The 18,176-nt window shown below is 73.0% G+C and carries 17 protein-coding genes and 1 pseudogene; 9 read left to right on the top strand and 9 right to left on the bottom strand.

The genetic code is table 11. The features are described from left to right. Entirely contained in the window at positions 1-390 is a 390-nt protein-coding gene (locus tag NF338_RS19795; protein WP_264032329.1) for a hypothetical protein, read from the top strand. Between the two features lie 21 nt (positions 391-411). Here NF338_RS19795 and NF338_RS19790 read toward each other — a convergent pair. Beyond that, positions 412-1,107, bottom strand: a pseudogene (locus tag NF338_RS19790) (NADPH-dependent F420 reductase); the annotation flags it as partial. Between the two features lie 32 nt (positions 1,108-1,139). Between NF338_RS19790 and NF338_RS19785 the strand changes: the two are divergent. Next, the gene (locus NF338_RS19785) at positions 1,140-2,735 is read left to right on the top strand and encodes an SLC13 family permease (protein WP_264032328.1); all 1,596 of its coding nucleotides are present in this window, start codon (positions 1,140-1,142) and stop codon (positions 2,733-2,735) included. 121 nt (positions 2,736-2,856) lie between these two features. Then, a complete protein-coding gene (locus NF338_RS19780) occupies positions 2,857-4,569 on the top strand; it encodes a flavin-containing monooxygenase (RefSeq protein WP_264032327.1) in 1,713 nt (570 codons plus the stop codon). A 64-nt stretch (positions 4,570-4,633) separates the two neighbouring features. Here the strand turns inward: NF338_RS19780 and NF338_RS19775 are convergent, their stop codons facing one another. Then, on the bottom strand, positions 4,634-5,542 hold the full coding sequence (locus NF338_RS19775) for a glycoside hydrolase family 19 protein (protein ID WP_264032326.1): 909 nt from the start codon (positions 5,540-5,542) through the stop codon (positions 4,634-4,636). A 183-nt stretch (positions 5,543-5,725) separates the two neighbouring features. On the opposite strand from NF338_RS19775, the gene NF338_RS19770 reads away from it, so the two are divergent. The 3 genes from NF338_RS19770 to NF338_RS19760 are packed head-to-tail and all read left to right on the top strand — an operon-like array spanning position 5,726 to position 7,487. After that, complete coding sequence (locus NF338_RS19770) at positions 5,726-6,175, top strand: hypothetical protein (RefSeq protein ID WP_264032325.1); 450 nt, start codon at positions 5,726-5,728, stop codon at positions 6,173-6,175. After that, the gene (locus NF338_RS19765; RefSeq protein WP_264032324.1) at positions 6,103-6,795 is read left to right on the top strand and encodes a hypothetical protein; all 693 of its coding nucleotides are present in this window, start codon (positions 6,103-6,105) and stop codon (positions 6,793-6,795) included. Before NF338_RS19770 ends, NF338_RS19765 begins: the two co-directional genes overlap by 73 nt. Further along, complete coding sequence (locus tag NF338_RS19760) at positions 6,792-7,487, top strand: hypothetical protein (RefSeq protein WP_264032323.1); 696 nt, start codon at positions 6,792-6,794, stop codon at positions 7,485-7,487. The genes NF338_RS19765 and NF338_RS19760 overlap by 4 nt, the downstream gene beginning before the upstream one ends. Before the next feature lie 126 nt (positions 7,488-7,613). Here NF338_RS19760 and glnA read toward each other — a convergent pair whose 3' ends face one another. Continuing rightward, a complete protein-coding gene (gene glnA, locus NF338_RS19755) occupies positions 7,614-9,038 on the bottom strand; it encodes a type I glutamate--ammonia ligase (RefSeq protein ID WP_087472347.1) in 1,425 nt (474 codons plus the stop codon). A gap of 261 nt (positions 9,039-9,299) precedes the next feature. On the opposite strand from glnA, the gene NF338_RS19750 reads away from it, so the two are divergent. Continuing rightward, entirely contained in the window at positions 9,300-9,776 is a 477-nt protein-coding gene (locus NF338_RS19750) for an RDD family protein (RefSeq protein WP_264032322.1), read from the top strand. Positions 9,777-9,826: 50 nt separating this feature from the next. Further along, the gene (locus NF338_RS19745) at positions 9,827-10,369 is read left to right on the top strand and encodes a DUF4304 domain-containing protein (protein WP_264032321.1); all 543 of its coding nucleotides are present in this window, start codon (positions 9,827-9,829) and stop codon (positions 10,367-10,369) included. Positions 10,370-10,566: 197 nt separating this feature from the next. Here the strand turns inward: NF338_RS19745 and NF338_RS19740 are convergent, their stop codons facing one another. The 5 genes from NF338_RS19740 to NF338_RS19720 all read right to left on the bottom strand — a co-directional run bounded on the left by NF338_RS19740 (position 10,567) and on the right by NF338_RS19720 (position 15,085). After that, a complete protein-coding gene (locus NF338_RS19740) occupies positions 10,567-11,310 on the bottom strand; it encodes a DUF4191 domain-containing protein (protein ID WP_047233940.1) in 744 nt (247 codons plus the stop codon). Positions 11,311-11,320: 10 nt separating this feature from the next. Then, positions 11,321-12,331: a lipoyl synthase gene (gene lipA / locus NF338_RS19735; RefSeq protein ID WP_264032320.1), complete on the bottom strand. Its 1,011-nt coding sequence runs from the start codon at positions 12,329-12,331 to the stop codon at positions 11,321-11,323. A 108-nt stretch (positions 12,332-12,439) separates the two neighbouring features. After that, positions 12,440-13,798, bottom strand: coding sequence for an MFS transporter (locus tag NF338_RS19730; protein ID WP_264032319.1), 1,359 nt, complete (start codon positions 13,796-13,798; stop codon positions 12,440-12,442). 84 nt (positions 13,799-13,882) lie between these two features. Then, positions 13,883-14,569: a lipoyl(octanoyl) transferase LipB gene (gene lipB / locus NF338_RS19725; protein WP_264032318.1), complete on the bottom strand. Its 687-nt coding sequence runs from the start codon at positions 14,567-14,569 to the stop codon at positions 13,883-13,885. 9 nt (positions 14,570-14,578) lie between these two features. Continuing rightward, positions 14,579-15,085, bottom strand: coding sequence for a MarR family winged helix-turn-helix transcriptional regulator (locus NF338_RS19720; RefSeq protein WP_264032317.1), 507 nt, complete (start codon positions 15,083-15,085; stop codon positions 14,579-14,581). A 38-nt stretch (positions 15,086-15,123) separates the two neighbouring features. Here NF338_RS19720 and NF338_RS19715 point away from each other — a divergent pair, with 38 nt between their 5' ends. Then, complete coding sequence (locus NF338_RS19715; protein WP_264032316.1) at positions 15,124-17,517, top strand: MMPL family transporter; 2,394 nt, start codon at positions 15,124-15,126, stop codon at positions 17,515-17,517. On the opposite strand, the gene NF338_RS19710 is transcribed toward NF338_RS19715, so the two are convergent. Next, positions 17,430-18,143, bottom strand: a complete 714-nt coding sequence (locus tag NF338_RS19710; RefSeq protein WP_264032315.1) for an HNH endonuclease family protein — start codon at positions 18,141-18,143, stop codon at positions 17,430-17,432. The two genes, NF338_RS19715 and NF338_RS19710, sit on opposite strands and share 88 nt — an antisense overlap. Between the last annotated feature and the right edge of the window lie 33 nt (positions 18,144-18,176).

Genomic DNA, 18,176 nt, shown 5'->3' with positions numbered 1-18,176 from the left:
GTGGCCCGGCGCGACGAGCTGCCCGTCCCGGGACTGCTCGACCGGCAGGAGCCCCGCATGCTCGGCGCGGGCGATCGTCGCGCTGTGGCGTCGGAGCACGGCGGCCGTCCGGCGGGGTCGTTCTACGGCGCGCGCCTGCGTTGGGCAGGGTGGATCGCCTGGGCGCTCGCGGCGTTCGCGGTCGTGCTGGCCGTCGTGTGGCAGCGCCCCGAGCCCCTTGGCGCCGCGGTCCTGTGGGGCCTGGCTGGCCTCGGCTGCCGACGGTCCGCGCGCCTCGTGGAGGGGCCTCTCGGACCGGCTCGCGCGCTCGCGCTCCTCGGCCTCGTGGTCGCGCTCCTCGTGCTGCTGATCGTGGGCGCCGGCCTCGTCGCCCGGGGCGAGCACGCCTGACGCGCCCGCCCCGGGACCGGGTCAGATCGTGCGGGGCGCGCGGGCGAGGTTCGCGCGCAGCTCGTCGGCGTCCTGGCGCGCGACGTACGCCGGGCGGTCCCGCTCGACCCGCCACGACTCCGCGAGCGGGCTCGTGTCGACGGCGTCGAACCCGATCTCGTCGTAGAAGCGCTCGACCCAGGCCGCGGCCTCGGGGAAGTCGCTCGCGGTCGCCAAGGCCCGACGCCCCGGCGTGCCCGCGGGGGCGCCGTCAGTAGTGATGTGCGCCGACTGGATGTGGTTGAACGCCTTGGCCACCTTGGACCCGGCCAGGTGCTCCTGCAGCAGGCCGGACGACGTGGCCTCGCCCCGGTCGATGGCCTCGACGTGCCCGTCGCGCTCCCAGTAGTAGTTGTTCGCGTCGAGCACGATCTTCCCGTCGAGCGGCTCGACCGGGACCTCGCGGTACGACCCGAAAGGCACCGCGACGACGGCGACGTCCGCGGCGCGCGCCGCCTCCTCCGCGGTCGCCGCCCGCGCCCGGGGCCCCAGGTCGGCGACGAGGTCGTCCAGGGTCCGGGGGTCCCTCGAGTTCGCGATGACCACGTCGTAGCCGTGGGCGATCGCGGCCCGCGCGACCTGAGAGCCGATGTTTCCTGCGCCGATGATCCCGAGTGTCGTCATGGTCATCGACAACGCAGCGGCGCGCCCACTATTCCGGTGATCTCCCGGGCGGGTCGTGTGGCATCCTGACGTCCCATGGGGTGCCCATGATCGATCCGCTGGTCGCGACGTTCGTGATCCTGGCGCTGGCGGTCGTGGGCTTCATGACCAACCGGCTCCCTCTCGTCGTCGTCGCGCTGTTCGTGCCCGTCGCGCTCTGGGCGACGGGCGTGCTCCCGCTCGACGCGGCGCTGAGCGGCTTCAGCGACCCGATCGTGCTGTTCATCGCGACGCTGTTCGTGCTCAGCGACGCGCTGGACTCCACGGGCATCACCGCGTGGATCGGGCAGTGGCTCGAGCGGCGTGCGTCCCTGGGACGGGCGGGGCTGCTCGCGCTGATGGTCGGGGTCGCGGCGCTCCTCGCGGCGGTCATCAGCATCAACGGCGCCGTCGCGGCGCTGCTCCCGGTCGCGGTGGTCGCCGCCGCCCGAGCCGGCATCGTGCCCTCGCGCATGCTCATCCCGCTCGCGTTCGCCGCGGGGGCGGGCTCGCTCCTGACCTTGACCGGCACGCCGGTGAACATCATCGTGTCCGAGGCGGCGGCCGAGGCGGGCGGCCAGGAGTTCGGCTACTTCGAGTTCGCGCTGGTGGGGATCCCGCTCGTGCTCGCCACGGCGGTCCTCGTGGTGACCTTGGGAGACCGGCTGCTCCCGGAGCGTGTCCCCGAGCACCTCGCCGACACGGCCACCGATCCGCGCGAACGCGTGCGTTCGTGGCGCGAGAGCTACCCCGCCGAGCTCGATACGGGTCGCCTGTTCACGGGCGGCACGGGGGTCGTCGAGGTGCTCATCGCGCCACGCTCGACGCTCGTGGGGCGCCGGGTGAGCCCTGGCATGACGACCCGGGACGAGGGCCTCGTCGTGCTCGCCATCCGCCGCGGCGACGGCAGCACCACTGGCCCCGAGTCCGAGGCCCCCTCGGGGCCGATGATCCTCCAGCCCGGCGACGCGGTGCTCGTGCGCGGACCCTGGGACGCCCTCCACCGGTACACCCAGTCGCCCGACGTCATCGCCGTCGACTCCTCGAAGAGCCTCCAGCGCGGCGTCCCGCTCGGGCGCGGCTGGCGGCGCTGCCTCGGGGTGCTGGTCGCGACGATCGTGCTGCTCGCGACCGGGGTCGTGCCGCCGGTCATCGCGGGGCTGCTCGCGGCGGGAGCGCTCGTGCTCACGAAGGTCGTCACCGTGCCGCAGTCGTTCCGCGCGATCTCGTGGGACACAGTCGTCCTCATCGCCACCCTCATCCCGCTGTCCGCGGCGTTCGTCTCCTCGGGTGCGGCTGACGCGATCGCGGACGTCGTGCTCCGGGTCACCGGCGGCGGGTCCCCGCACCTCGCGCTCCTCGTGGTGTGCGTGCTCACCCTCGTGCTCGGCCAGTTCATCTCGAACGTCGCGACCGTCCTCGTGATGGCCCCGGTCGCGGTGTCGTTCGCGCAGACCCTGGGCGTGAGCGTGCAGCCGTTCATGATGGCGCTCACGGTCGCGGGCGCCGCGGCCTTCCTCACTCCGATCGCCACGCCGGTCAACCTCATGGTCCTGCAGCCGGGTGGCTACCGCTTCGGTGACTACTGGCGTCTGGGCCTCCCCCTCGCGGTGGTGTTCCTCGCCGCCGCGGTCCTCTACGTGCCGCTCGTCTGGCCGTTCTGACCGGTCCGGTCGGAGGCCGGCCCGCCATGGCAGGAAGGCCCCGCGCGTGGGACGGTATACCGCATCGCGCGGGCCGTCAGCCCTGCGGTGTCCGGACGGATCTGAGACAGGGGAGCGGTGCATGGGCGATGTGGCGAGCGGCGGCGGGACCTACGACGCGGTCGTGATCGGGGCGGGCTTCTCGGGGCTGGCGATGCTCCACCATCTGCGGGAGGTCGGGCTCTCCGTCCTCGTGGTCGACGCCGCCGGGGGAGTCGGTGGGACGTGGTGGGCCAACCGGTACCCGGGCGTGCGCACCGACTCGGAGTACCTCGCGTACGCGTTCTCGTTCTCCCGCGAGGTGCGGGACGAGTGGGACTGGAGCGAGCGCTACCCGCGCGGCGAGGAGATCCGCGCCTACCTGGACTTCGTCGCCGACCGGCTCGACCTGCGGCGTGACATCCGGCTGAGCACGACCGTCGAGCGGGCCGAGCACTCGGACGCCACGAACCAGTGGACCCTCACCCTCGCCGACGGGTCGACGCTGCGCGCCACCTACCTCGTCTCGGCGACAGGGCTGCTCTCGCGTCCCCTGTACCCGGACCTTCCCGGCCTGGACACCTTCGCCGGGCCCGCGTACCACTCGGCGAGGTGGCCGCACGAGGGGGTGGACCTGTCCGGCAAGCGCGTCGGGCTGATCGGCGTCGGCGCCTCCGGGATCCAGATGCTCCCGGAGCTCGCCGCCCAGGCGGCCCAGGTCACGGTCTTCCAGCGCACCCCGAACTACGTCCTGGAGACGACGAGCCCCGCGGTGACCGCGGACGAGCTCGCGGCGCTGCGGGCGGACTACGACGCGGTCTTCGAGCGCGCCGCCCAGCATCCGTTCGGCGTGCCGATGGAGATCCCGACGCGGTCCGCGCTCGAGGTCGACGCCGAGGAGCGCCGTCGGGTCTTCGAGTCCCGGTGGGAGGCCGGGGGCTTCCGGTTCGCCAACGAGTGCTTCACCGACCTCGTCTCCAGCCCCGAGGCGAGCGCGCTCGCGTCCGAGTTCCTGCGCGGCAAGATCCGCGAGATCGTCACCGACCCCCGGACCGCCGAGGCGCTCAGCCCCTCCACCTACACGTTCATGGGCAAGCGCCCGCCCACCGGGCACGGCTACTACGCCGCGTACAACCGGGAGAACGTCGAGCTCGTCGACGTCCTCGCGAGCCCGATCACGCGGGTCACGCCCAGCGGCGTCGTGGTCAGCGTCTCCGAGGACGGGGGCGAGCAGGAGGTCGAGCACGAGCTCGACGTGCTCGTGCTCGCGACGGGGTTCGACGCCATGACCGGCGCGCTCACGGCGTTCGACGTCGTCGGTCGCGAGGGCGTCACGCTGCGGGAGCGGTGGGAGCGCGACGGCCTGCGGACCTACCTGGGGATCTCCGTCCACGGGTTCCCCAACCTCTTCCTGTCGCTCGGGCCGCAGACGCCGCTCTCCAACCTCACGGTGCCGGTCCAGCGCGGCGCGCAGTGGCTCCAGCGCGCGCTCGCGTACGCGCGGGAGAACGGCGTCGTGCAGCTCGAGGCGACGCGCGAGGCCGAGGAGTGGTGGTACGAGGAGACCGAGCGCGCGGGGCGGGCCACGGTCATGTACGAGGAGGGCAAGAAGGCCGGCGCCTGGTTCGTCGGCGGCAACGTCCCGGGCAAGCGCGCGGAGATGGCGGTGTACCTCGGCGGTGGACCCGTCTACCAGGACGAGTGCGCACGCGCCGCGGCCGAGCAGTACGCCGGGCTCCGCCCGGGCTCCGGGCTGCCGACGGCCCACGTGCCCGCGGCCGCCGTGGAGGCTGCCGCAGTCCCTGCCGCAGGCTGACAGGCGGGTGCGGTGCGCCCCCTGCGCGCACCGCATCCGCCTCGCTGCACGCGGGACAGCCCGGTCAGCAGTACAGGCCCGAGCCCGGGGCCACGCCCAGGACCTCGGTGATGCGCACGTACCGGTCCACCCGGGACTGCACGGAGGCGGGGTTCCCGCCCTCGCACTCGAGCGCACCGTTGAGCGAGTTGATCGTCTGGCCGAACCCGGCGCCCGAGACCATCGCCTGGTGCGACGTCATCACCCCGGGGCCGTTCTGCGTGTTCCAGTACCAGAGCGCCGTCTGCCACGCGACGGACGGGTCCTCCTCGACCAGCCACGGGTCGTTCAGCAGGTCGATCCCGAGCGCGTCTCCCGCGGCCTTGTAGTTGAAGTTCCAGCTGAACATGATCGGCCCGCGACCGTAGTACGCCGTCTGTCCGGCGGGGCAGCCGAACGGCTGGGAGTAGTCGCACTTGATCCAGTAGTTGGCCTCGTTGATCTCCTTCACGTACCGCAGGCCCACCGACTCGAAGTCCGCGTGGGTGAGGAACGCGGCGACCTCGCGCGTCCGCGTCTCGGGCGTGCCGGTGCTCGCGAACGCCGGGTAGGCGCCCAGCGCGTCGACGAAGCCGTCGTACGTGTAGAACGCGTGCCGGTTTGGGAAGATCGCGTCGAACTTCTCGCGGCTGACGACGAAGTCGTCGCCGCCCCCCGTGCACCGGCCCGCGTCGACCCAGACGCTCGTCGACCCCGGGGTCTCGCGCTGCGTCCACCAGCGGGCCGTCCAGTTCCGCCCGTGGTGCGACGCCGTCTGGCCGCCCGAGTACGCCGTCGTGGCCGACCAGGTCGCGGCGCACGCGGCGCTCGCGGACGGGTCGGCGCTCGCGGTACCCGCGGACGCGCTCGACGGAGCGGCGAGCGACGCCGCCACGACGGTCGACACCAGCGCGGACGCGACGACCGTGAAGGCGCGCCGGAAGCGTGTGCTCATGAATCCCCCTGCTCTCGTTGCGGCATCGTTACCGCCGCTCACAAACCTAGCGCGCGCGAGGCATCGCGACAAGCAAGACTCGTGGTTCCCCTGCGTCACACGGGTGAACGCTCCGCTGACCGGGTAAAACACTCGGGGCTCCACCGGGCCACGGCTAGGTTGGGCGCCGTGGCACGTGAGTCCGTGAGCAGTACTGCCGTCGAGGAGCTCCTCGTCGCGGCCGGCTTCTGGCTGGACGGTTTCGACCGGGACCGCCGGCGGCTCGTCGAGGCCGCGGTCGGCGCGCTGGTCGCAGGGCTCGACAGCCCGGCGCTGCGCGAGCTCGCGGGCCTCTACGGGTACGAGGCGTGGAGCGCGGTGGACGCGCTCGTCCTGGCCACGGCCAGCGAGCTCGGCCTTCCCTGCCCGAGCACCGCGGCGGCCGTCCGGGTCGAGCTCGACCGGCGGTGCCGCGAGGTCCTGACAGGGCAGACGTCCGCGCGGGCGCTCGCGGCCTGGGCGGACGCCGTGGACGGGCCCACGCGGGGTGACGGCCGGTTTTTCCGGACCTCCGAGCGTTCGTGGCCTTCGAGTGGCAGTACGACGAGCTCGACGACTTCGACGACCTTCCCGAGCTCGCGGACCCGGCGGTGATCGCGGACGACCGTGCGCGTCTGGACACGGCTGTCCGCGAGGAGGCCCGAAGGGCGCTCTGCCCCAACGGCACCGGTCGCGGCCGCGGTGCAGAGCGCCCCGTGCACGAGGAGAGCCCAGCCATGACGCCGACTACGCCGCGGGGCCGAGAGCTGCTCCGCCTGCTCGCCGAGAGGGTGGGCAAGACCGACGTCGACCTCGACGACGAGCACGACCGGTGGGCCGTCTACGCCGACGCCGTCCCGCGCGAGGACCTCCGTCCGTTGCTCAAGCAAGCGGTCGTCGAGGGCGACGAGATGGCCAGGGTCGTCGTCGTGGACGTCCTCCAGCACGTCGACATCGCCGAGGGTCGCTCCTGGGTCGACGGTCTCGGGACGTCGTCCGGCAGAACCTTCGCAGAACGGCGGCTCCGGGAGTGGGCGCTGATTCATGACCTCGTCGCTCGACCTCGGTCGATCGTCGACGACCTGCCCGACCTCACTCTGTGGTGCCAGCGACAGCTGGTCGACCGCGTCGCGGCGGACGTCGTCCTCGACGACCTCGCCGAGCACGGGACGTCGCGAAAGGTCCGGCACGCGGCGAGGGCGCGTCGCGCGGGTCGCAGGAGGGTGGAGGAGTGAGGCACACCATCGCCCGGGTCGCGCACCTGCTCGGCACGGTTCACTTCCTCCGCGGGAGGGGTGAGGAAGCCGTCGCCGGAGTACTCGGGTTCCGCATGCCCGAAGCCGATCCGTCCTGGGTAGAGCTCGGGAACGCCTGGGAGCTCCGCGTCGGGAGGGCGATCCCCGCGTCGTGGTCCCTCCGGGAGCACCTCGCCGAGCGCTGGGTGCGGTTCCACAGCCTTCCCGACTCGAAGCGGGATGCCGACACCGAGGAGGAGGAGAGGATGCTGCTCGATCGTCACCACCACGTGCTCGCGGCGCTCCGCGGGTCGAGCGACGAGGTCGTCGTCGTCCTGCTGAGGTGGGACGGGCAGGGGAGGTTCCGCGCGTCGCGCGAGTTCCGCAGGCTCTCGAGAATCTGGTCCTTCTGGCGGACGTTCGTCGACGAGACGACGGCCGACGACGAGGATGAAGCGATCACGGCGTCCGCCTTTGTGCGCCGTCTTCCGGCCACGCGGGCGGCGCTCGACCCGTGGTTTCGGCGAGCGGCAGACGACGCCGACGTGTTCGTGATCACCAACGACGCCGTCGACTGGGTGTACGCACCATACGACGGCGGTGCGGACGTGATCACGCCGACCGCCGAGGCACGGGACGCTCTGAGCGACCGGTACTCCGCATGGCGCTCGCCCCGCCCGGACGGTCTCTGAGCCCTGGCGCTGGCGCGTCGTCCTCGCACTCGCCGCACACGACGGAACGGCGCCCGGCCGGCACCGAAGAGGTGCAGGTCGGACGCCGTTCACGGTCATCCTCCGAGGGGCCGGTTGGCCCGCCGATCAGATGTCGTAATAGAGCTCGAACTCGTGGGGGTGCGGGCGCAGGCGGATCGGGTCGATCTCGTTGGCGCGCTTGTAGTCGATCCACGTCTGGATGAGGTCAGGCGTGAAGACGCCACCCTCCGTGAGGTACTCCTGGTCGGCCTCGAGCGCGTCGAGGGCCTCGCCGAGGGACGCGGGGACCTGCTGGATCTGCGCGTGCTCCTCGGGCGGCAGCTCGTAGAGGTCCTTGTCGATCGGCTCCGGCGGCTCGATGCGGTTCTTGATGCCGTCGATGCCGGCGAGGAGCTGCGCGGCGAACGCGAGGTACGGGTTGGCCGACGGGTCCGGGACGCGGAACTCGACGCGCTTCGCGGCGGCGGACGAGCCGGTCACCGGGATGCGGATGCACGCGGAGCGGTTGCGGGCCGAGTAGACCAGGTTGACCGGGGCCTCGTAGCCGGGGACCAGGCGGTGGTAGGAGTTCACCGACGGGTTCGTGAACGCGAGCAGCGACGGGGCGTGCTTGAGCAGGCCGCCGATGTACCAGCGCGCGAGGTCGGAGAGACCGCCGTAGCCCTTCTCGTCGAAGAACAGCGGCTTGCCGTCCTTCCAGAGGGACTGGTGGGAGTGCATGCCCGAGCCGTTGTCACCGAAGATCGGCTTCGGCATGAAGGTGACCGACTTGCCGGCCTCGAACGCCTCGTTGCGGATGACGTACTTGAACTTCATCAGGTCGTCGGCCGCGTGCAGCAGCGTGTTGAAGCGGTAGTTGATCTCCTGCTGGCCGGCGGTGCCCACCTCGTGGTGCGCGCGCTCGACCTCGAGGCCGACCTGCTCCAGCGTCGCGCACATGTCGTCGCGCAGGTCCGCGAAGCGGTCGGACGGGGAGACGGGGAAGTAGCCGCCCTTGTAGCGCGTCTTGTACGCGAGGTTGCCACCCTCCTCCTCGCGGCCCGTGTTCCACGCGGCCTCGATCGAGTCGAGGTAGTAGAAGCTCGAGTGCTGGTTCGTCGCGAAGCGCGCCTCGTCGAACAGGTAGAACTCGGCCTCGGGCGCGAAGAACGCGGTGTCGGCGATGCCGGTGGAGCGCAGGTACGCCTCGGCCTTGGCGGCGATGTTGCGGGGGTCGCGCGAGTACGGCTCACCCGTGAACGGGTCGACGATCGAGAAGTTCACGACCAGCGTCTTGCGCTTGCGGAACGGGTCCACGAACGCGGTCTTGACGTCCGGCACGAGCTTCATGTCCGACTCGTGGATCGCCTGGAAGCCGCGGATCGACGACCCGTCGAACATCAGGCCGTCCTCGAACGCCTTCTCGTCGAACTGCGAGACGGGGATGTTGAAGTGCTGCATGATGCCGGGCAGGTCGCAGAACCGGACGTCGACGAACTCGACGCCCTCGTTCCGCGTGAAGGCGATTGCCTCCTCCGCGTTGTTGAACATCCGTTGCTCCTTGATCGGGTGGTGCCGTCGGGCTGCGCGGCGAACCTGCCGCTGACGTGGCGCCCACGAACCTAGGCCGAGGCGGTTTCCCCGCCGTGTACCCATTGTTTCGGTCGTGTTACGTCCCGCGTCCCCGTGTGACGTTCGTGCTACACGAGGGCACGCGGCAGCCGCCGGCGGGCGGTGTGCCGTTCGGCACGATACCGCCGTGCGCGCCCGAACCGTCGAGGTCGTCCACCGACCGGCACGTACCCTGGTCCCGTGGTTTCACGCGAGGACATGGGTTCGTGGCTCGAGGGCACCCCGGGCGGTCAGCAGGACGGTCGGGGCGCGCGGCTCGGTCTCCCGCCGGACGGACCGGGCTCGCTCGCGACCCTGGGGCGGCGCGTCGTGGCGCTCGTCATCGACTGGGTGCTCGCGACGCTCGTCGCGTTCCTCTTCTTCCGGCCCGCCGCGCCCGGGTTCTTCGAGGGCATCTCGGCGCTGCCGGTCTGGTCGCAGCCGCTGGTCTTCGCGATCGAGAACGTCCTGCTGGTGAGCACGCTGGGCTTCACGGTCGGGCATCGGGTGATGGGCATGCGGGTCCGTCGACTCGCCGATCCGGCGCGCATGGTCGGCATCGGCCGCGGTGCGCTGCGCACCGTGCTGCTGTGCCTCGTCATCCCCGCCGTCGTGTGGGACGCCGACGGGCGCGGGCTCCACGACCGTGCGGCGGGCACGGTCCTCGTCCGCACCTGACGCTCGATCCCCACGGCGAGCGTGTGGGTGCGTCGCCCTAGCCTCGGGCCATGCCTGCCGCCGCCGTCACGCGCCTGGTGCGCGAGCACCTCGTCCCCGTCCTCGCCGAGCGCGGCTTCCGCCGTGCCGGCTCGACGTTCCGCAGGTCCGCCGGCGAGACCGTGCAAGTGGTCCAGGTGCAGCGCAGCACGCGCAACGGGCCGGCGATCGCACGCTTCTACCTGAACGGCTCCGTCTATGTCCCGGCACTCGACGAGGTCCTCGGTGCCCCCGTCCGCACGGAACCCGACGAGCCGTCCTGCCACCTGCGGTGGCGCCCGCACGACGTGCTGCCCGACGCCCCGGCGCACTACGACGTCGCGGCAGGCGCCGAGGCCGACGCCGTCGGTGCCGCCGCAGCGCGCGACCTCGCGGGGCTCCTCGACGCGCTCGACGGGCGGACGACCGCCGACGCGGTGGTGGACGAGCTCTCCGGCCGCGCGCTGGCGCAGTACGAGCGGGTCGTCGGCTGGTACCTGAGCCACGGCCGGGCGGACGATGCCCGCGTCTTCGTCACCGGTCTGCACGAGCGGTTCGGCGCCGAGCGGCGCTAGGAGATCTTCGCCCGACGCCTCGATGCCGTCGCGGATCGCGTCGGTGGCGGCGCTGACTGGCGTTCCTGGCTCTGACGGGGCGTGCGGGGCACGACGCGGGCGTCACAGGAGGCGGAGGGCCGCCCACCGACGACGACGCCCGGCCGGTGAGGAGCAAGCCTCGCCCGGCCGGGCGTCGTCGTGCAGGAGGAGGTCCGTCAGCGACCCTTGAGGCCCTTGCGGTCGGGGCGGGCGCGCGTCGGGTCGATGCCCTTGGGGATCGGCAGGCGCGAGACCCCGAGGGCGCGCAGACGCTTGGACACCTCGGCCGTCTCCGGCTTGGTGAGCGACGGCTTGAGCTTCTGGACGGCGCGCGGGAGCTTGGGGAGCGCGACCTGGCCCTCCTCGTCGCCGACCTGGATCGTCGTGATCGGCACGTTCGGCAGCACGCGCGCGACGCGCTTGCGCTCGGCGTCGAGCTGACGCTTCGCGCGGTGCGCCGGACCCTCGCTCACGAGCACGACACCGGCCCGGCCGACGCCGCGGAACACGAGGTCCTGCGTGCGGGGGTCGATCGCGACGGGCTCCTCGTCGAACGTCCAGCCGCGGCGGATCGTCCCGAGCGCGGCACGGGCGGCGCCGGGCTGGCCCTCGATCTGCTGGTAGGCGGCGCGCTCGGCACGACGCGTGAGGACGAACATCGCGCCCAGCGCCGCGAACGGGATGCCGACGATGAGGGTGTAGACCCACTGGCCCCACCACAGGCCGATCCCCAGCGCGACGGCGAGGATGCCGACGAACACGCCGAGCATGACCCACGTGACCGCGGGGTCCTGCTTGCGCGTCATCTGGTACGCGGCCCACACCTGGTGGTACCAGCGCTGCTTCTTGGGCTTCTTCTGCTTCGCGACCTGCTCGCCGGCGGCGGGCGCGCCGGTGCTGTCCGAGTTCTTGCGGGCCATGGCGGTCAGTCTAGTGGGGTGCGCGGGCCAGCAGGCTCGCGGCCTCCTGGCGGGACGTCGTCGGCTCGGCGAGGTGCGCGAGCGCCGCGGGGATCTCCATGCCGCGGCGCGTCATGGCCTGGCCCCACAGGCGTCCCGCACGGTACGACGACCGCACGAGCGGGCCCGACATGACACCGAGGAAGCCGATCTCCTCTGCCGCGTCCGACAGCTCGACGAACTCCTCGGGCTTGACCCACCGATCCACCGGGTGGTGGCGCAGGGAGGGGCGCAGGTACTGCGTGATCGTCACGAGGTCGCAGCCGGCGTCGTGCAGGTCCTGGAGTGCGTCCTTGGCCTCGTCGATCGTCTCGCCCATGCCGAGGATGATGTTCGACTTGGTCACCAGGCCCGCCTCGCGCGCCCGCGTGAGCACGGACAGCGAGCGCTCGTAGCGGAAGCCGGGGCGGATCTGCTTGAAGATGCGCGGCACGGTCTCGAGGTTGTGCGCGAGCACCTCGGGCCGCGAGTCGTTCACCTCGTCGAGCAGCTCGGGGATCGCGTTGAAGTCGGGGATGAGCAGCTCGACGCCGGTGCCCGGGTTGAGCTGGTGGATCTGGCGGACGGTCTCCGCGTAGAGCCAGGCGCCGCCGTCGGGCAGGTCGTCGCGCGCGACGCCCGTGATCGTCGAGTAGCGCAGGCCCATCGCCTGGACGGACTCCGCGACGCGGCGCGGCTCGTCCGCGTCGAAGTCGGCCGGCTTGCCCGTGTCGATCTGGCAGAAGTCGCAGCGCCGCGTGCACTGGTCGCCGCCGATGAGGAACGTGGCCTCCCGGTCCTCCCAGCACTCGAAGATGTTGGGACAGCCCGCCTCCTCGCAGACCGTGTGCAGGCCCTCGCGCTTCACGAGGCCCTTGAGCTCGGAGTACTCAGGACCCATCGTCGCGCGGGTCTTGATCCACTCGGGCTTCTTCTCGATCGGCGTCGCGGCGTTGCGGGCCTCGACCCGCAGCATGCGCCGTCCTTCAGGTGCGATCGTCACGGGTGTCTCCCGGTCGTCGTGGCGAGTGAGCGCCGACGTCGCGCCGAGCAGGCAGGTGGGCGGCGCACCGTTCGGGTGCGCGTGCCCTGGTACGACGCCGGACTCCGGTCAGACTACGCGCTCGCGCTCGTCGTCTCCCGCGCGTCGCTCACCCTGTGGACGTGACGTCAGCGACACCCCGGTCACGACGAGCAGGACGGCCGCGACCACGGGCAGGACGAACGCGGCCGTGGTCGAGATCCCGTCGGCGAGCGCGCCACCCCCGGACGCACCGATCGCGACGCCCACGACGTTGGCGCTCGCCACGAGCGTCATGGCCGACGCCGTCCGCCCGGCGGGCGCGCGGTCGCCCGCGACGGTGAACACCGTCACCATGACGGGCCCGACGAACAGGCCCGTCGCGGCGACCGCGACGACGACGGCCGTCAGCGAGCTGCTCGCGGCGGCGAGGAGCAGTGCGAGCGTGCCGGCCACGAGCCCGGCGGCGAACGTGATCCACCGGCTGCGCAGACCCCACCGGCGGGGGAGCGCGACGACCGACAGCGCGGTGATGGCGGAGCCCACGCCCATCACGGCGTAGACGAGGCCCGCGCTCCCGGGGACGCCCGCGTCGCGGGTGAGCGCGGTGAGCGCGGCCTGCGTCCCGCCGAACAGGAGGCCCATCGCGAGCATCCCGACGAGCACGACGGCCTCGCGTCGCACGAGCTCGACCGTCCCCACGGCGCCGGTTGCCGCGCTCGTCGTGGCCTTGCTCGTGCCCGTGCCCGTGCCCGCGTCGGACGAGGAGGCGTGAAGGGTCGCGCGCGCCGTCGGGTGGAGGGCGAACGCGGTGCCGAAGACGGCGATGCCGCCCGCGGCGACGAGGACCGCGACCTGCGGCGAGCCGGCCGACGCGAGGATCCCGACGAGCGCGGGGCCGAGCACGAAGCTCACCTCGTCGGCGGTGCTCTCGTAGCTCATCGCGGCCTCCACGGTGCGCGGCTCGTCGGCGGCGAGCCGGAGCCAGCGCACGCGCGCGAGCGGGCCGACCTGCGGTGCGCTCGCTCCCGTCACCGCCGCCGCGGCGAGGACGGCGGCCGTCGCCCCGGGCGCCGCAGCGAAGAGCACGAGACCGAGCACGGCGAGCGTCGCGACGGGGACGGCGACGAGCAGGACCCGGCGCTGACCGACGCGGTCGGCGAGCGCGCCCTGGGTCGGGCCGCCGAGCGCCGTGCCCAGCGCGGTCGCCGCCGAGGCGAGCCCGCCGAGCGCGACGGACCCGGTCGTCGCCGACACGAGGAGCAGGGTCCCGATGGTGAGCATCGAGAACGGGAGCCGGGCGAGGAACGCCACGGGGAGGAACGCGCGGCCCGCGAGCTGGGGCAGGCGGGCGTAGCCGGTGCGCGCGGGCGCGTCCGGGCGGGGTGGTGCAGGCAGGGGTGGGGTGGTGCGGGCGCGCGACGTCGGGCGCGCGGGAGTGGTGGTCATGCGGTCCAGGTCCTCGGGGGTACGTCCTACCGCGCGCCGACCCACCCGTACTCCGGCGCGCGAGGATTCCCTGGAGTGCCCAGCCTAGCCCGCGAGCGCGTCCTGCGGGGCTTCGCGGTGCGCGTCGTCGGACGCGGTCGCGGCGAGCAGCGGCGCGAGCGCGGCCTCCAGCGCGGCGACGAGCAGCGGCGCGACCTCGGCGAGCGTGACCTCGCGCTCGAGCTCGGCGGTGAGCGACGTCACGTCGGCGTCCTCGATGCCGCAGGGAACGATCCGGTCGAAGCGGGAGAGGTCGGGGACGCAGTTGAGGGCGAGCCCGTGCATCGTCACGCCCTTCGCGACGCGCACGCCGATCGCGCAGACCTTGCGCTCGCGGCGCGTCGCGTCGGCCGCGACCCAGACCCCGCTGCGCCCCTCGACGCGCATCGTCGCGAGGCCGAGCCGTGCGCAGACGCCCATGACGGCCTCCTCGAGCGCGCGCACGTACGCGACGACGTCGACCGGCTCGGCGAGCCGCACGATGGGGTAGACGACCTGCTGGCCCGGGCCGTGCCAGGTGATCTTCCCGCCGCGGTCCACGTCCACGACGGGCGTGCCGTCGTCGGGCCGCTCGTCACGGCGCGTGCGGCGGCCGGCGGTGTAGACGGAGGGGTGCTCGACGAGGATCAGGGTGTCCGGCCGGGTGGTCGTGACGACGTCGTCGTGCACCGCGCGCTGGAGGTCCCAGGCCTCGTGGTACTCCGTGATCCCGGGCAGCGCGAGCAGGTCCATCGGCTCAGGTTAGCCCTCGTCGTGGGGAGTGCGGGGCAGGGTCTCGAGCAGGGCGAGGAGGGCGTCCCGCAGGGCCGCGACCTGCGCGTCGTCGAGTCCGCGGGTCGCGAGCTCCTCCGCAGGACGACGGCGGGCGGCGGCCAGGCCGACCTCGCGCCCGGACGCGGTGATCGCGACGGCGCGACGGCGGCGGTCGGCGGGGTCGTCGGTGCGGGTCACGTATCCGGAGCGCTCGAGCCGGGCCACGACCCGGCTCATGGTCTGCTCGGTCACGCCCGACTCCTCGGCGAGGACGCGCTGAGAGCGGGGTCCGGCGAGCAGGTGCATGAGGACGGGAAAGCCCGCATGGTTGAGGTCCCACTGCCCGAGGTGGGCGTTCCACTCGCGCTCGATCCGCCGGGCGACGGCGAACAGCAGCCGCCCCGTGGCCCACTCCTGAGGGTCGGTGGGTGTGGGGTCGCCGACGTCCGGGCCGGCGTACCGCCCGGTGCTGCCGTTGCTCGACGCGTGCTCCAACGTGCATTCCTCCCTCCGCCATGGCACCATTCCTCAGCATGCTGAGCAATCGGACGGGCGGATTCGTCCGCGGGCTGATCATTGTCGCAGTCATCGGTCTGTGGATGGCCATCGGCGCGCTGGGAGGGCAGGCGCAGGGCCGCCTGAGCAGCGTGCAGACGAACGACGCCGCCGCGTTCCTCCCCGCGAGCGCGGAGTCCACGCGAGCGGCCGAGGTCGCGCAGGAGTTCACCGACTCCGAGACCCTCCCCGCGCTGGTCGTCGCCACGACGGGCGACGGGAGCGCCCTGACCCCCGAGGACCTCGCCGCGCTCGACGCCTACGCCCAGGAGATCCCCGAGGCGTCCCTCGACGGGACCTCCGGAGACGAGCCGGCGACCGTCGGCGACGTCTCCGTCGCCGACCCCGTGGTCGTGCCCTCCGAGGACGGCGAGGCGGCGCTCGTCGTCGTCTCGCTCGACGCCTCCGTCGCGTCCGACCGGATCGGCGCCGACGAGGACAGCGTGAGCGAGCTCGCCGTCGGCGCGCTGCGCGACCTCGCCGCCGCGGACGCGTCCGAGGGCGGGCTCGCGGGTACCTCGCTCGACGTGTGGGTCACGGGCCCGGCCGGGTTCGTCGCCGACCTCGTCACCGCGTTCGGCGGGATCGACACCGTCCTCCTGCTCGTCGCGCTCGGAGCCGTGCTCGTCATCCTCGCGATCGTCTACCGGTCGCCGATCCTGCCGTTCCTCGTCATCCTCACGGCCGTGCTCGCACTGACGCTCGCGGGCCTCGTCGTCTACCACCTCGCCGCGGCCGACGTCCTCACGCTCAACGGGCAGTCCCAGGGCATCCTCTCGATCCTCGTCGTCGGCGCCGCGGTCGACTACTCGTTGCTCGTCGTCGCGCGGTACCGGGAGGAGCTGCGCCTCGTCCGCTCGACCACGACCGCGCTGCGGCGCGCCGTGCGCGCATCCGTCGAGCCCATCGCGGCGAGCGCCGGGACGGTGATCGCGGGCCTGCTGTGCCTGCTCCTGTCCGACCTGTCGTCCAACCGCAGCCTCGGCCCGGTCGCGGCGATCGGCATCGCCGCGGCGTTCGTCGCGGCCCTCACGCTCCTCCCGGCGCTCCTGCTCGTCGCGGGCCAGCGGTCGCGCGGCCTGTTCTGGCCGCGCATGCCCCGGTACGAGGGCGCGCACGCGCAGCACGACGGAGGAGTCGCGGACGCGCAGCCCGCGGACGTCGAGAGCGACGACGCGGTGCGCGTCGAGGGTCACGGCGTCTGGTCGCGCGTGGCGAGCTTCGTCGGCCGGCACGACCGGCGCGTGTGGGTCGTCACGGCGCTCGTGCTCGCCGCGTGCGCGGCGTTCGTCCCGACGCTCGACGCCGAGGGCACCGGCGACTCGGAGGTGTTCCTCGCGGACGTCGACTCCGTCGCGGGGGAGGCGGCGCTCACCGAGCACTTCGAGGGTGTCTCCGCGCAGCCCGCCATCGTGATCGCCCCCGAGGAGGACCTCGACGCCGTCGTCGCGGCCGCCGAGGGCACCGAGGGCGTCGCTGCCGCCACGCCGGTGACCGACCAGCCTGCCGCCGGCCCGGGCGCGCCCGCTCAGGGCGACCCGCTGGTCGTCGACGGACAGGTGCGCGTCGACGTCACCACCGACGCGCCGTCGGACAGCCAGGAGGCCGTCGAGACCGTCTCGGCGCTCCGGGACGCCGTGCACGACGTCTCGCCCGAGTCGATGGTCGGCGGCGCCGCCGCCGAGCGGCTCGACACGCAGCTCGCCGGCCAGCGCGACCTGCGGGTCATCGTGCCGGTCGTCCTCGCCGTGATCCTGCTCATCCTGATCCTGCTGCTGCGGTCGATCGTCGCGCCGGTCCTGCTCATGCTCGCCAACGTGCTGTCGTTCGGCGCCGCGCTCGGCGTCGCCGCGCTCGTGTTCGACCACGTGCTGGGCTTCCCCGGCGCGGACCCGGCGGTCCCGCTCTACGCGTTCTGCTTCCTCGTCGCGCTCGGGGTCGACTACTCGATCTTCCTCATGACGCGCGTGCGCGAGGAGAGCCTGCGGGTCGGGACGCGGCGCGGGGTCCTGCGGGCGCTCGCGGTCACGGGATCGGTGATCACGTCGGCGGGCGTGGTGCTCGCGACGACGTTCGCCGCGCTCGGCATCATCCCGCTGCTGTTCCTCGCGCAGATCGCGTTCATCGTCGCGTTCGGGGTCCTGCTGGACACGCTCGTCGTGCGGTCGTTGCTCGTGCCGGCGCTCGTGCACGACGTCGGTCGTCGCGCCTGGTGGCCCAGCGCGCTCGGGCGCACGGACCGGGGCCCGGGGGAACCGGGTCGGCCTGCGGGGAGGGTCGCCGGTCAGCCCGCGGGGACCGGCTCGGCGGGGCAGTCCTCGAGCACGCGTGCCATCGCCTCCGACTCGGACGGCGTCACGGAGAGCTCGTAGGCGGTCTTCACCGCGATCTGCCGCGCGACGTACGGGCAGCGGAACGCGTGGTTCGGGGGCAGCCATGCCGACGCGTCGCGCGCGCCCTTCGACTGGTTCGCCGGTCCGTCGGACGCGAGGAGGTTGAGGGGGTCGTTGGCGAACTCCCGGCGGGTCTCGTCGTCCCAGGCGCGGGCACCCTTGCGCCACGCGTCCATCAGCGGGACCACGTGGTCGATCTGGACGGCCATGCTCGTCGCGTTGCCACGACGGAAGTCGATGGTCTCGCCGGTGTACGGGTCCTGGAACGTGCCCGTGCGCACCTCGCAGACCTCGCCCCGCGTCGAGAACGTGAGGTCGGTCAGGTCGCGCGCGAGGATGTCGTTGCGGGTGTCGCACCCGTTGCCGTCGACGTCCGCCCACGCGGGACCGAAGAGCTCCCGCTCGTAGCCCGTGTCCGGGCCGGGGCCCTTCACCTCGAGCCGCGCCAGCGCCTCGAGCGCACTGCCCGGGGCGGGGTCCGGCTCGTCGTCGGCGGCGACCGACTGCTGGTTGACGACGTTCGCGACCACGATGGCGACCGCCAGGGCGATCAGCACGTAGCGCAGGACGCTCCGACGAGGGACGCGGCGGCTCGTGGTGCTCAAGGGACGACCTTCCCGAAACCGATTCTCGGCCCG

Origin of the sequence: Cellulosimicrobium sp. SH8 (genome assembly GCF_025818875.1) — a bacterium.
GTDB classification, from domain to species: domain Bacteria; phylum Actinomycetota; class Actinomycetes; order Actinomycetales; family Cellulomonadaceae; genus Cellulosimicrobium; species Cellulosimicrobium cellulans_D.
Note: the sequence above shows the minus strand (reverse complement) of the source record. Positions and strands in the feature narration are given on the sequence as shown.

Coding starts and splice junctions, on each gene's coding strand:
- NF338_RS19785 (WP_264032328.1), top strand. CDS start 1,140: ATGATCGATCCGCTGGTCGCGACGTTCGTGATCCTGGCGCTGGCGGTC.
- NF338_RS19780 (WP_264032327.1), top strand. CDS start 2,857: ATGGGCGATGTGGCGAGCGGCGGCGGGACCTACGACGCGGTCGTGATC.
- NF338_RS19775 (WP_264032326.1), bottom strand. CDS start 5,542: ATGAGCACACGCTTCCGGCGCGCCTTCACGGTCGTCGCGTCCGCGCTG.
- glnA (WP_087472347.1), bottom strand. CDS start 9,038: ATGTTCAACAACGCGGAGGAGGCAATCGCCTTCACGCGGAACGAGGGC.
- NF338_RS19745 (WP_264032321.1), top strand. CDS start 9,827: ATGCCTGCCGCCGCCGTCACGCGCCTGGTGCGCGAGCACCTCGTCCCC.
- NF338_RS19740 (WP_047233940.1), bottom strand. CDS start 11,310: ATGGCCCGCAAGAACTCGGACAGCACCGGCGCGCCCGCCGCCGGCGAG.
- NF338_RS19730 (WP_264032319.1), bottom strand. CDS start 13,798: ATGACCACCACTCCCGCGCGCCCGACGTCGCGCGCCCGCACCACCCCA.
- lipB (WP_264032318.1), bottom strand. CDS start 14,569: ATGGACCTGCTCGCGCTGCCCGGGATCACGGAGTACCACGAGGCCTGG.
- NF338_RS19715 (WP_264032316.1), top strand. CDS start 15,124: ATGCTGAGCAATCGGACGGGCGGATTCGTCCGCGGGCTGATCATTGTC.